Source organism: Nonomuraea sp. NPDC001699 (assembly GCF_053596455.1).
The window spans coordinates 111,902-124,691 of the sequence record NZ_JBSFGF010000019.1 but is presented as its reverse complement, the minus strand read 5'-3'; the positions used below and the strand labels follow the sequence as shown (position 1 = coordinate 124,691).

The window sequence follows — 12,790 nt, the reverse complement described above, 5'->3', positions numbered from 1 at the left end:
TCAGCGCCGATTGACGGGCCGGAGCCGACGTCGCATGATCATGCTTGCCTCCTGGTCAGGAGGGGGCGTCGAGTCACACCGCTACCCACGGCTTCTTCTCACGGCTTCCCACGGCTTCCCACGGCGAGGTACCCCGATGCCTGGCATGACCCTGCCCCGGGCCGCGACCGCGGCCCTCCTGACCCTGACCGCGCTGATCGCTCCCCCGGCGCGCGCCGACGACGTCACCCCCGTCGCGGTGACCGTCAACGCCCGCGCCGCCCTGGCCACCGCCCCCGAGACCGGCATCGGTTCCAACCATGCCATCTGGGACTCGAACCTGGGCACCGACCAGACCGCCGACCTCCTCAAGGACGCGGGCGTCAAGCTGCTGCGCTACCCCGGCGGCTCCTACTCCGACATCTACCACTGGGCCACCCACACCGCCCCCGGCGGGTACGTCGCCCCGAACACCGACTTCGACACCTTCATGCGCGGCGTACGGCGTACCGGCGCGCAGGCCATGGTGACCGCCAACTACGGCACCGGCACCGCTGAGGAGGCCGCCGCCTGGGTCCGGCACGCCAATGTCACCAAGGGCTACGGCGTCAAGTACTGGGAGATCGGCAACGAGAACTACGGCAACGGCCACTACGGCAGCGCCTGGGAGGCCGACGACCACGCCGACAAGAGCCCGGCCGAGTACGCGCGCAACGTCGTCGCCTACGCCGACGCCATGAAGGCGGCCGACCCGTCCATCAAGATCGGCGCGGTGCTGACCACCCCCGCCAACTGGCCCGACGCCATCACCGCCGAAGGCGACGACGGGAGCTGGAACAAGGTCGTCCTGTCCCTGGCCGGGCCGAAGATCGACTTCGTGATCCTGCACTGGTACCCCGGCGCCCTGGACAGGGCCGGCCAGATCCCGGACATGATCCAGCTCACCCGGCGGCAGATCGCCGCGTACGCCGGGCCCGGCTCGGACCGGATCGGCCTCGCGATGACCGAGTTCAACACCGGCTCCAGCAGCAACGGCACGAACACCCAGCCCGGCGCCCTGGCCGCCGCCGACGCCTACGCGAGCCTGCTGGCGAACGGCGTGTTCACCGTCGACTGGTGGAACGTGCACAACGGCATCGGCAACGTCACCCAGGTCGAGGGGCACACCGACTACGGTGACTTCGGGCTGCTGTCCAGCGGGGTCTGCAACTCGTCCGGGGTGTGCGAGCCGCCGTTGAACACGCCGTTCGCGCCGTACCACGCGCTGCAGATGGTCAGCAGGTTCGCCCGTGCCGGTGACCAGTTCGTCCGGGCCGGGACCGACCAGCCGAAGGTCAGCGCGCACGCCGTCCGGCGGCCCGACGGCGGCCTCGCGGTCATGCTGATCAACACCTCGCCGGACACGTCCTACCCGGTCGCCGTGGACTACGCGGGCTTCACGCCGGCCGCGGGCGCGCCCACCGTACTGACCCACACGAACGGCGCCACCTCCATCACCACCGCGACCACCGGCACCGCCACCAGCCAGACGCTGCCCCCGCTCTCCCTGACCACCTTGGTCCTGCGCCCCGCCACGCCGCAGACCGGCCTCCCCGGCGCGCCCGGCCGCCCCACGGCCTCGAACGTCACCGACAAGGCCGCCACCCTCTCCTGGCCCGCCGCCGCCCCCGGCGCCCGCCCGATCGCCAAGTACGAGCTCCACCGCCAGAACGGCGCCGTCAGCGAGCAGCTCGGCGAGACCGCCGGCACCTCCTACACGGTGGGCAACCTCAGGCCCGACAGCACCTACACGGTCAACGTGATCGCGCGCGACAGCGGCGGCGGCGTCTCCTGGGCCTCCCCGCCCCTGACCTTCACCACCGGCACCCCCGCCACCAGCTCCTGCGCCGTCCGCCTCACCGACCAGACCGACTGGGCCAGCGGCTACGTCGGCGCCATCGAGATCACCAACAACGGCGCCCCGGTCAACGGCTGGACCCTGAGCTTCACCTGGCCGAGGCCCTGGCAGAGTCTGGGCAGCGGCTGGAGCGCCACCTGGACCGAGACGGGCTCGAACGTCAAGGCCGTCAGCGAGCCCGGCAACGCGTCCCTGGGCACGGGCGCCTCGACGACGATCGGATTCGTCGGCAACTACGCCGGCCCGAACCTCCTCCCCACCACCTTCACCCTCAACGGCGCCGTCTGCACCACCAGACCGTGACCACTGGCTTGACCGCGCGAAGGGCCGTTCCCCGTCGGGCGGCCCTTCCGCTGGTCACCAGAGGAGCCAGGGGCTCTCCGCGCCACCGCCGAACGCCGCCGTCCCCGCTCGCCGCCACCGCTGCCGTACGTCGTGCTTGGCCCGGATGGCCGGTGCCGTGGTGGTGAACGGCCCGCAGGTGGCGACCTCCCCGTCGTTGCGCGGGGCCACCCCGGAGCAGATGAACGGCTGAGAGGCGTTCTGATCCGCGTCGGTGTTGTAGAGCTGGACGTGCACGTCCGAGCGAACCGTACTCGCCCCTCTGATGCGTCCCTTCAGGTAGAAGACATCGCCCACCATGGCCATGCAGGGCGACATCTCCACCCCCGAGCCGTTGCCTGCCGAGATCCACGAACGGCACTTCCAGTCCGGCCGGGAGCTGCGCGGCGGAGCGCTCGTCCCTTCCGTGCCGGGGTCCACGGTGTGCGGGGCCTCCGTCTTCCGCCCTGTCGGCGTCCGGCGGGGCTCGGCCGTACGGGCCGGCGTGGGGTCCGTGGTCGCGCTGGGCGCCGCCGTGCGTTCCGAGCCGCCCGTTCCCGGTGTACGGACCGGCTCCTTCGGCGTCTTCTTCGGCGATGACTTGAGCGGTTCCTCCTCCGCCTCGTCCGGCTGGGACGTCTTCTCATCCGGCTCGGACGGAACGGGCGTCGCGGTCCCGGCCACTTCGGCGGTCGCGGTCCCCGGAAGCCCTGCCGCGTCGTTCACGGCCCCCGCGTCCGGCGTACGCCATGGCGCCATGACGGCCACCGCGGCCGCGGTGAGCACCACCGCCGTGGCGGTGCTCGCGACGACGATCCACTGACGAGACCGCCCCCGCCGCTGCGCAGTCGCCCCGGAAGGAACCGTTCCGTCCCCACCGCCTGCACCGGCGGACGGCACCGAGCCCCCGCCACCACCCGGCCCAACCCCAACTGCACCCCCGGACGGAGGCCCCGCCCCACCGGCACCCGCGGGCGGCGGCAACGGCTCGGACGTCGCGGACGGAGCCTCCCCCTTCGCGACCCGCGGCAAGGCGGCCAGCCCGGTCACCGACGGCACCGCCTCCCGCAACGCCACCGCCACCTGCCCCGCCGCCGGACGCCCGGCCGGATCCTTGACCGTGCAAGCGGCGATCACCGCCCACAGCGCGTCGGGCATCCCGGGCAACCGCCGGGGCATGGCCATCGCATGCTGCCGGAGCAGAGCCATCGGATGCTCACCGACGAACGGCGGACGCCCGGCCATCAGCTCATAAAGGATCAGACCGACCGCATAGACGTCCACCGCGCCCGTGGGAGGGCCACCGTCGGCCACCTCGGGCGACAGGTACGCGGGCGTCCCGATGATCGAGGTCGTCTGCGTCAGCCCAGGCCCGAGGACGATCCGCGCGACCCCGAAGTCCGTCAGCCGCACCTGCCCCGTGGGCCCGTCGATCAGGACGTTCCCTGGCTTGACGTCCCGGTGCACGACACCCATCGCGTGCGCCGCCGCCAGCGCCTCGGCGACCTGGGCCATCAGCTCGGCGGCCACGGCCGGGGGCAGCGTGCCGTGCTGCTGGAGCCGGCCGCGCAGATCCCCGCCCTCGACCAGGTCCATCACCAGGGCGAGCCGCTCCCCCTCGATGACGAAGTCACGCATCGTGACGATGTGGGGATGGCGTAGGGTCCGCAACACATTGCGTTCCTGGACGAACCGCAGCACCAGGTCCTGGTCACCGGCGAGGTTGCTGCGCAACATCTTGACCGCCACGGTCTCCCCGGTCTCCCGGTGCCGCGCCCGCCAGACGGTCCCCATCGCCCCGGCGCCGATCTCGTCGAGCAGCACGTACCGGCTGCCCAGGAACGCCTCGGCCCCATCCGCGTCCATCGCCCGCCTTCCCCCCGAACAATGGGGATCACAATAGTCAGGATGATCGGGACAAAAAAGATCAGCGCCCTCGCGGCCTCACACCGCACCCCCGGCTGACCAGGCCCGGCCCCGGCCGCGCGAACGCACCCGGAACCAGCCGGCCTTCAGCTCACACCTGAGCCGTGAGCAGAGCGTCCGCGAGCCCCGTACGGGCGTAGAACACCGTGCGGCCGGCCCGATGGGTGCTGGTCAGCCCGGCGGCCCGCAGCGCGGTGAGATGCTGCGACACCCCCGCCGCGGAAAGCCCCGACCGCTCGGCCAGCTCGGTGGTGGAGGCGGGCGAGTCCAGTTCGGCCAGGAGCAACGCCCGGGACCGGCCGATCACGGCGGCGAGGGCGTCCATCGGCGCGTGCCTGCGCGACTCCCACAGCACGCCGATCCCACGGGCCGGATAGGCGAGCTGAGGCGGCTCCGACGGGACGGACCGCGTCAGCACCCGCGGCCACGCGAAGACCGACGGCACCAGGAGCAGCCCCGCCCCGGTCTCGATCCTGGTGATGGCACAGTGCCGCTGCGCCAGCTGGAGCCCTCCGCTGTCCCAGCGCACGGTGGGGTGCAGCTGGTCGAGCGTCCGGGCCGTACCGCTCTCGGCCACCTGACGCCCCCGATGGAAGACGTCCGCCTCCAGCACCGACCGGATCCGAGCCCAGTAGGGCGCGATCGCGAGCTCCCAGTACGCCTCGATCTCCGCGACGACCCTGGGCAGGTACGTCCGAGGGTCGCGGTGCAGGTTGCGCAGCCGGGGCGACAACCGGCCGCCCCGCTCGGCGGACAACAGGTCGAGGTCCCGCCGAACCCGCTCCGGGTCGCCGGCCTCGATGGCCGCCAGCTCGTCGGGCAGCTCATGGGACGCGGTCGTCGGATTGAGAAAGTCGGGAAGGTGACCGGCGGACGGAACCATGTCGGCCAGCCACCCACGATCGAGCCCCGCCGCCGCCAGCCGCGGACGCACCTGCTCGGCCCACCCACGATGAGGATCGGCCACCGTGGCCCCGGCCAGCACCCGGCAACTCGTGACGACCTCCCACATGGGAGAGACCGCGAACCGGGTCTCGGCCAGATCGTTCACCGAAAAGGCCAGCCGCGCCTTCATGCCGCCTCCAGAGCGTCCAGGATTCGGTCAGAGCTTAATCAATGGACGCCTACTCCTCCGCCCGGCAACATCCCGGAGCAGGCACCCACCGAGCCATGGTGCCGGACTCCGAACACCCCGAAGGCGGTCACGCACATGCCTGTGGACAACTCTCCCGCCACTGCCGCGACGGCGACGGAAAAGGCCGATCTGTTCAGAAAGCTCAGCACCGACTCCGTCCTGATCCTCCCCAACGCCTGGGACGCCGCCAGCGCCGCCGTGATCGCCGCGGCCGGGGCCTCGGCCATCGCCACGACCAGCGGCGGCGTCTCCTGGTCCCTCGGCCGCGGCGACGGCCAGCACCTCACCCGGGACGAGATGCTGCAAACCGCCCGACGCATCGTGAACACCGTCGACGTACCCGTGACGGTCGACGTCGAGGGCGGCTACGGCCCCACCCCCGAGGACGTCGCCCAGACCGTCCGGGCGGTGGCGAAGGCCGGCGCGGTGGGCGTCAACCTGGAGGACTCCCAGGCCGTCGGCGGCCCGCTGTTCGACCTCTCCGACCAGACCGCCAGACTCCGCGCGGCCCGGGAGGCGGCAGCCTCGGCAGGTCTCCCCGGACTCTTCGTCAACGCCCGCACCGACGTCTTCCTCTTCGCCATCGGCCCCTCCTCCGGCCGCCTGACCGAAGTGATCAGGCGCACGGCGGCCTACGCCGAGTCCGGAGCCGACGGCATCTTCGTCCCCGGCCTGCTCGACCTCGACGCGCTGGCCACCCTCTGCGCCGAGTCCCCGCTCCCGGTCAACGCGATGGCCGTCGCCGGCGGCCCCACGGTCGCGGAACTCACGCAGGCAGGCGTACGCCGGATCAGCCTGGGCACCGCCCTCGCCCAAACCGCCTACACCGCCGCCCGCAGGGCCGCCGAAGAACTCCTCACCACCGGCACCTACGAAGCCCTGGCCGACTCCTTGGACTTCGGCGAACTCAACACCCTCTTCCACCCCTGATCCCCACCACTCCGCCACCCGGCCCGGCCGATGCGGAACCGCGGCCGCCGCAATTCCAACATCGCGTTCCGACGATTCATGCGACGCCACTGATCACTGAACGTGCATTCCTTCCGATGCACCTCGAAATCGACGAACTCGATGACGATCAGGGTGATGTCGTCCGAACCAGCGCGCCCCACAGCAATGGCTTCGAGACGATCAGCCGCTTCTGCCGATCCGCCTGGCCCACTCAGACTCTCCATCAGGAGCGCGTGAGAAACCACCGCGCCGAGTCCGCCCGTGCACAGCGGGACCCGGTCACCGGCGGACAGACTGAGGGCTACCAGGCCAGGGGCGTGACCCTCGGGCCGTCCGTCGAGGAAGTGCGAGATCCGTTCCGGCGGCATCGGCAGGCTGTCGGCCTCAGCCATACCGTGGGCGTGCCCCTCGGTCCTCCAGATGAGCTCAGCGGTCCCGTTCTCCGTTCGCCGCACGACGTACGCCTGCGTATCGCCCATGTTCGCAAAGGCCGTCATGGTCCCAGGTCTGCGGCGCGGACGTACAGGCGACCTAGGCGGCCACGTGGCGGCTCACGTACGCGGTCGGTGCTCAGCCCTCGTCCTTCGGTGGCAAGTGGACCCGTACCGCAGGGCCGCCAGGCCCGAGGAACGGAAGCCACGCGGCAGCCACTTTTTGTCATTCTCGGCTGGCAGCATGTCGGCGTGATCGCGACTGCCGCTGACTACGCCTGGTTCACCTTCGGCCGGTTCATCCACGACCAGTACACCGATCTTCGGGAGGCATACTGTTTCACCCTCGTTCGCGGGCTGACACCTGAGCAGGTCCTGGCCCGGACTGGGGCCGAAGGCTTTCCGCCCATGGGGCTCAAGGAGCTGATCAAGGCAGGGGTCTCCGACCTCGGTAGGTCCCGCTCCGGATATGGCCACTTCTTCGGGGTCGCACCCATCGGTGACTGGGCGTTCATCGTCGAACCCAACGGCTTCATGGGCGTTCTCCCCAGCATCGCCGGACGGTTGTCGGCGGGCACCCGGCTGGTCTCCCATTTCCGCAATGTCAACGGGCGGGAAGACTTCCTCTGGATGGAAGACGGCCAGGAGCGTCTGGCCTTGGAGCCGAGCTTTTCCGACATCGACTCCTTCACCAAATGGGATGAGGAATTCACCGAGATCGCGCGGCAGGTCGAATTCGACGCCGCACACAGCAGCGAGTCGTTCTTCGCGATGGCCGAGTACCTGACTGGGGTCAAGGTGACGCCGGAACTGCTGGAACAGTCGGTCTACCTGTGTGGAGCCGCGCCCGACTCACAGTAACCACAGCCATAAGCGAACCAATCAGCCGGAATTCTCCGTGCCATTCGGCCCGCGGCTGGCCACCTACGTCCCCAGCGGCGCCGCGCTCGAACAGATCAGCCGTCCACACTGAGGCTTTTCCAACCTGATCGGGCCGATCAAGCAGGAGAGAACCGGGACGGGTTGGCATAAGAGGCTCTCGGTAGCTCGTACGCCCGGGTCTGACCCCATGAAGACCCATAGGCTGCTGATTGCCAGATGTGCCGGTTGAGCGGTCTTTTGACGGCTCGGATCATGTGTGGAGGGATCTCGGTGATGATGATCGGCCAGCTCGTGATCGCCGGACTGTTGTTACCGAACCTGTCCGTACAGGCACAGCCCCCTCTCCTCCACGTGATGACGTGGAACGTCTGTGCGGGCACCAACGCCGGGTGCGCGCTCTTTCGCCGCTCGAACGCCGAGCTGGCCTGGCACGTGGCAGTGCTGGCGGCCGAGGCGGACGTGGTCTTCCTTCAGGAGTTCTGCACGGGCGCCGACGCCGACCTGGAACACGAGCTCGAACGCCGTACCGGCCGGAATTGGAGCGTCCGGTCGGCCGGGCTGATGTACTCGGACGGTTCCCCGTACCAGTGCCTGCCTGACAGAAACGGCAGGCCGCGTGGGGTGCTGAGCGTCACCCTGGCCGTGGCCGGAGCGGACACCGGCCTCGTCGTGCACCCGCTGACCTCGCCGCCGTGGGGAGCCCGCAGGTACGCCGTCTGCACGGCCGACCGGGCGTTCTGCACCGCGCACTTCTCGTCGGGATCGAGCTACGACGACAGGCAGAAGGGCAGGCCCTACCGCCACATCCAGTTGCGCGAGCTGTTCAAGCTCGGACGGGGTGTGATCGGCGGCGACCTCAACCTTGTGCCGCGCGACGCCGCCGCGGCCTACAAGGGCCGCGACGAATGCGACCCGCGCCGGCGCTGGACCTACGTGACCCGCAAGCGGAAGATCGATTACGTGTTCGCCGGCGAGGGCCGCGTACGGAAATGCTTCGTCGATTACGCCCGGAGCACGTGGTCTGATCACGTCCCGTTGCACGCCTGGGTGAGAGCAGGCTCAACGCCGCCTGCACCACGCTGAGCCGGCCCAGCACCGGGCTGTTCGTCATGCCCTACCAGCGAAACCCGAATTTTGCGCATCCACGCTGCCGGCCGGGGACGAATTGATACGCCCTCACTGAGGCTCTTTCATGGGTCCACCGAGGATGAAATCAGCTCACTGTCGCTGCTCATGGCGGTCTTGCGGCACTCCGGCGCTGTCTGTGGTCAGGCTCCCCCGGCGTCACTGAGCCTGCGCTCGATGTGCGGTGGGCCGGTCGGTGGGATCGGCCCGAAGAGGCCGCACGCCCGCCCGGTCCGGCGGCCGCCGCCGCCTCATCGAAGCCGGAGCCCTGACCGAGTGCATCAAGGCCCTGGCGGAGGTGGCCTGATGACCGAGGCCGTGCGCGACCCCCCTGAAGAGGAACCCAAGCGCCGGACCCATCACCGCTCTCGTAAGCGCTCGAATGGCGAAGGGACGATCTGTCAACGGAAGGACGGCCGATGGGAAAGGGGCCGCCTTCGTCCTCACGACAGCTGGCACATACAAGCGCGTCCGCGCGTACGGCCACACCCATGAAGAAGCTCACCAAGCTGATCGCACAAGCTGATCAGGGCATGCCAGTGCTGCAAGCATGGATGGGACGCCTCCCGCGAGCGGCCCACGTGCTGGTCTCTCAAGACCCCGAAATGCTGCGGTTCACATCTGTCCACGCGAATGATCCAGTCCAACTCGAACGGGCCGTACGCGAGGAGATCATCTCTCGAAACGTCTCGAAGCTAGTCACGGTCTCCGTTCCCTCGTACAAGGTCAACCGTGGTCTGACGACCGAGCAGGCGCGACGCGTGCTGAGGGTTTCTCGCGAGGACCGGTTCCACGCGCTGTACGTCCTGGCCCTCTACCTCGGCCTGCGCCGAGGGGAACTGCTCGGCCTCCGCCGGGAGGACGTCGACCTCGACGCGGGCACTCTGGAGGTGGTCCAGACCCTCCAGCGCGTCGGTGGCGAACTCCGGGTCGTCCGCCCCAAGACGGAGAACTCCGAGCGCACGATCCCGCTGCCCGAGATCTGCGCCGACGCCCGCAAGGAGCACCGCAGGCGGCAGCTCGCTGAGCGGTCGGACGCCTGGCCTGACTGGGAGGATCACGGGCTCGTCGTCCCGTCCCGGCGCGGAACGCCGATGGAGCCCGACAATCTCCGCCGAAGCTGGGGAGCCGTCCGCCAGGCCGCAGATCTCGGTGAGATGCGCCTCCACGACATGAGGCACACCTGCGTGCCCCTCCTCCTGGACCTCGGCGTCCCGCCGCACATCGTCCGGGAGATCGTCGGCCACAGCGACATCGAGATCACCATGACGATTTACGCGCACGCCTCCCTGGAGGAGAAGCGCAAGGTTCTCGGCAAGCTCGGTGACGCCCTGGCGTAGAGCAATCCCGTTCTCTTGACGTCCCGGAGTCTTCACTCCGGGACGTCTTTGTGTCCAACCATTCCGATTCTCACCTGATGGTTGTGCTCGGCGTGCCCGATGACCTTGCCCTCGATCACCGCACCGATCTTGGGAAGCTCGCAGTCGGCAGGCATCCCGACGAGCTCCGCGAGTCCGATCGCGTCAGGAACACCGGGGAACCGCAGGAACACCCCGAAAGGCTGCCGGCCGACGACCGTTCCCGTCACTCGCGTCCCCACCGGTAGAGCTTGACGTGTCGCGGTCCATGCATGGCGCACCCGCTCGGCGAATCCGGGCCCCTCGTCGGGCCACCTGTATTCAGACACGTTCGGATCCTAGGAGCCGAAAATCAGGAGCCGTATGCCGACGTTGCCGTCAGGGTTGCCGTCAGCGGACACAAAAATGCCCCGGAGCGATAATCGCTTCGGGGCTTTCTTGCTGTTCAAAGCTGGTGGTCAGGGGCAGGGTCGAACTGCCGACCTTCCGCTTTTCAGGCGGACGCTCGTACCAACTGAGCTACCTGACCCAGAGCGGTCCTGACGGGACTTGAACCCGCGACCTCCACCTTGACAGGGTGGCGAGCACTCCAAACTGCTCTACAGGACCTTGCGTTTCTTTCTGTTTGCGCTCGCTTAGCTTACCAGCTTTCCGGTGGCCTTTCGACCAGCCGGTTCGCGGTGCGCCAAGCGCTCGCAAGTGCCCCCAACGGGATTCGAACCCGTGCCGCCGCCTTGAAAGGGCGGTGTCCTAGGCCGCTAGACGATGGGGGCTCAGGATTCCCTGTCGCCTTCCGTCGGAGACCTCTGAAGCATAGGGGACGATTGCCCCTGATGCCAAAGTGGCTGACCGGCGGTCGGTGACGCGGTGCCGATGATCGATCCCGTTGGAGACGGGGCGTTCGTTGGCTCCGGAGAAATCATACGTTGTGGGTCGGCCTCCACGTGACGCTGGATGTACACCGACTGCTCCCCCAGCCCGCCCAGCGTGATGTCGTCCCAGGCGCGCAGGCGTCTGGTCTCGCGGTCGAAGTACAGGACCGAGGCCTGTACGGGCGTGGGCTGGGCGTGTTCGAGCGCCCGAAGGCCGGCGCCGCCGGTCGATCCCTGGACGAGCATGCGCGAGCCGGACGGCAGCATGGACGTCGAGCGGTCATGCGTGTGACCGGCCAGGATCATGGGCGCGGCCCCGCTGAACCCCCGGCCGACGTCGGGGTCGTGGACGGCCACCACGTCCGCCTTGTCCACGTTGGCCAGGCGTGCGCGGGCGAACCGTTTGAGCGCGTCCGGGTCCGAGTCGACGGCCACCGATTTGTCGGGGGTGAAGCGGGGGTCGCCCAGGCCGTAGATGCGCAGGCCCGCGACCTTCTCCACCCGGTCGTCCAGGACCACGGCGTTCTTCTGCCGCTCGACCGCCCTCTGCGTGATCATGGAGTCGTGGTTGCCCCGTACGTACACGTACGGCACCCCGAGGCGGCTGATCTCGTCGACGAACTTGTTCTCCGGCTTGGTCCCGTGGTCCGAGATGTCGCCGGTGTCGATGATCATGTCGACGGCGAACTGGTCCTTGAGCGAGCGGATGACGTTCCAGGCGATGGGGTTGATGTGGATGTCCGAGACGTGCAGGACGCGGATGGATTTGGGGTCGGCGTCGTACAGGGGCAGGGTCGAGACGGTGTCGTACAGCTTCGAGACGTTCGTGACGAGCTTGGTGAGCTGCGACCGGTACGACTCGAACTTCGTCACGATCGACTCCGCGCTGCCCACCAGCGACGGCGCGGCGGCGACGAGCCCCGAGTAGCGCGGCTCCACGAGCGAGCTCGGACGGAACGTGAGGGCGGCGAGCGCCCCGGTGCCCGCGAGGCCCACAGAGGCCGCCAGGAGGCCCACCAGAGCCGTCCTGGGGCGCCTGTAGACCATCAGGACGGCTATCAGGGCCCCCGCCCCGGCACAGAGCATGCTGCGGACCGCCAGGGCCCGCACGCCGTCCAGGAGGTCGCTCTCGATGAGGCCCGGCAGGCGGTCGGCCAGTTTGGGGTCCTCGATGAGCGCCTTGGCGCGCTCCTGGTCGATGTTCTCCAGGGTGATGCGGAGCCTGAGCGGGGCGTCGTGGGTCCGGAAGGTCAGCGTGCCGAGAGGGCTGGCGTCGACGACCGTCTCGCCGCGCCAGGCGGGCCTGAGAGACATGCCCGTCTCGACGGGACCGACCTGGGCGTGCACGGTGCCGCTCAGGAATATGCCCAGCCAGGCGCCGGCGGCGGCCACCATGAGCACCGCCACGACCCTTGTCGCGCGCGACCGAATGACTGCTTTCGACCTGTCAACGAACTTCATACAGTTTCTTGCATACCTGACCGGCAGGGCAGAATGGCATGCGTGATCGAGGTTTCGCGGGAGAAGTTCGAGGAGCTCGTGGCCCAGGCTCTGGACACGATCCCCGCCGAGCTCACCCGTGTCATGAGCAACGTCGTCGTCACGGTCGTCGATGATCCGCCGGAGCCCCACCTGCTCGGCCTGTACACCGGTGTCCCCCTCACAGAACGCGGCGACTGGTACTCAGGTGTCCTGCCCGACCGGATCGAGATCTACCGCAATCCCATATGCCAGATATGCAGGACAGAAGAGGAAGTCGTTAACGAGGTGCGCATCACTGTTGTCCACGAGGTGGGACACCATTTCGGGATCAGTGATGACAGACTTCACGAACTGGGCTGGTGACCCTTTGCTTCTCGTTGACTTCTTTGGGTTGCGCCTTGCCTCATGATCGGGCACCTTAGGTCACATAG

11 protein-coding genes and 3 tRNA genes are annotated in these 12,790 nt (G+C 68.9%); 6 read left to right on the top strand and 8 right to left on the bottom strand.

Annotated features, from left to right (window positions below; genetic code table 11):
• Positions 1 to 136 precede the first annotated feature (136 nt).
• Positions 137 to 2,179 carry a cellulose binding domain-containing protein gene (locus tag ACWCSU_RS39160; RefSeq protein ID WP_449941909.1) on the top strand — a complete coding sequence of 681 codons (2,043 nt, stop codon included), beginning with the start codon at positions 137 to 139 and terminating at the stop codon, positions 2,177 to 2,179.
• Between the two features lie 54 nt (positions 2,180 to 2,233).
• Here ACWCSU_RS39160 and ACWCSU_RS39155 read toward each other — a convergent pair whose 3' ends face one another.
• Positions 2,234 to 4,063, bottom strand: coding sequence for a protein kinase domain-containing protein (locus tag ACWCSU_RS39155; RefSeq protein WP_449941908.1), 1,830 nt, complete (start codon positions 4,061 to 4,063; stop codon positions 2,234 to 2,236).
• A gap of 151 nt (positions 4,064 to 4,214) precedes the next feature.
• Positions 4,215 to 5,198, bottom strand: coding sequence for an ArsR/SmtB family transcription factor (locus ACWCSU_RS39150; protein WP_357708019.1), 984 nt, complete (start codon positions 5,196 to 5,198; stop codon positions 4,215 to 4,217).
• A 141-nt stretch (positions 5,199 to 5,339) separates the two neighbouring features.
• Between ACWCSU_RS39150 and ACWCSU_RS39145 the strand changes: the two genes are divergently transcribed.
• Entirely contained in the window at positions 5,340 to 6,188 is an 849-nt protein-coding gene (locus ACWCSU_RS39145) for an isocitrate lyase/PEP mutase family protein (protein WP_449941907.1), read from the top strand.
• Here the strand turns inward: ACWCSU_RS39145 and ACWCSU_RS39140 are convergent.
• Positions 6,128 to 6,706, bottom strand: coding sequence for a hypothetical protein (locus tag ACWCSU_RS39140; protein WP_449941906.1), 579 nt, complete (start codon positions 6,704 to 6,706; stop codon positions 6,128 to 6,130). The genes ACWCSU_RS39145 and ACWCSU_RS39140 overlap by 61 nt on opposite strands.
• 186 nt (positions 6,707 to 6,892) lie before the next feature.
• On the opposite strand from ACWCSU_RS39140, the gene ACWCSU_RS39135 reads away from it, so the two are divergent.
• The 3 genes from ACWCSU_RS39135 to ACWCSU_RS39125 all read left to right on the top strand — a co-directional run bounded on the left by ACWCSU_RS39135 (position 6,893) and on the right by ACWCSU_RS39125 (position 9,987).
• Positions 6,893 to 7,501 (top strand): DUF6461 domain-containing protein, encoded by a 609-nt coding sequence (locus tag ACWCSU_RS39135; protein ID WP_449941905.1) that lies wholly within the window; start codon positions 6,893 to 6,895, stop codon positions 7,499 to 7,501.
• Positions 7,502 to 7,795: 294 nt separating this feature from the next.
• The gene (locus ACWCSU_RS39130) at positions 7,796 to 8,605 is read left to right on the top strand and encodes an endonuclease/exonuclease/phosphatase family protein (protein ID WP_449941942.1); all 810 of its coding nucleotides are present in this window, start codon (positions 7,796 to 7,798) and stop codon (positions 8,603 to 8,605) included.
• An 803-nt stretch (positions 8,606 to 9,408) separates the two neighbouring features.
• Positions 9,409 to 9,987, top strand: a complete 579-nt coding sequence (locus ACWCSU_RS39125; RefSeq protein WP_449941904.1) for a site-specific integrase — start codon at positions 9,409 to 9,411, stop codon at positions 9,985 to 9,987.
• Between the two features lie 32 nt (positions 9,988 to 10,019).
• Here the strand turns inward: ACWCSU_RS39125 and ACWCSU_RS39120 are convergent, their stop codons facing one another.
• The 5 genes from ACWCSU_RS39120 to ACWCSU_RS39100 form a co-directional block, all read right to left on the bottom strand.
• Positions 10,020 to 10,334 carry a hypothetical protein gene (locus ACWCSU_RS39120; RefSeq protein WP_449941903.1) on the bottom strand — a complete coding sequence of 105 codons (315 nt, stop codon included), beginning with the start codon at positions 10,332 to 10,334 and terminating at the stop codon, positions 10,020 to 10,022.
• 123 nt (positions 10,335 to 10,457) lie between these two features.
• Positions 10,458 to 10,534, bottom strand: a tRNA-Phe gene (locus tag ACWCSU_RS39115).
• A 5-nt stretch (positions 10,535 to 10,539) separates the two neighbouring features.
• Positions 10,540 to 10,614: transfer RNA gene (locus tag ACWCSU_RS39110), tRNA-Asp, on the bottom strand.
• Between the two features lie 91 nt (positions 10,615 to 10,705).
• A tRNA-Glu gene (locus ACWCSU_RS39105) sits at positions 10,706 to 10,778 on the bottom strand.
• Positions 10,779 to 12,284, bottom strand: coding sequence for a metallophosphoesterase family protein (locus ACWCSU_RS39100; protein WP_364101293.1), 1,506 nt, complete (start codon positions 12,282 to 12,284; stop codon positions 10,779 to 10,781).
• Positions 12,285 to 12,371: 87 nt separating this feature from the next.
• Here ACWCSU_RS39100 and ACWCSU_RS39095 point away from each other — a divergent pair, with 87 nt between their 5' ends.
• Positions 12,372 to 12,722 carry a metallopeptidase family protein gene (locus tag ACWCSU_RS39095; RefSeq protein ID WP_397045324.1) on the top strand — a complete coding sequence of 117 codons (351 nt, stop codon included), beginning with the start codon at positions 12,372 to 12,374 and terminating at the stop codon, positions 12,720 to 12,722.
• The last annotated feature ends 68 nt before the right edge of the window (positions 12,723 to 12,790 follow it).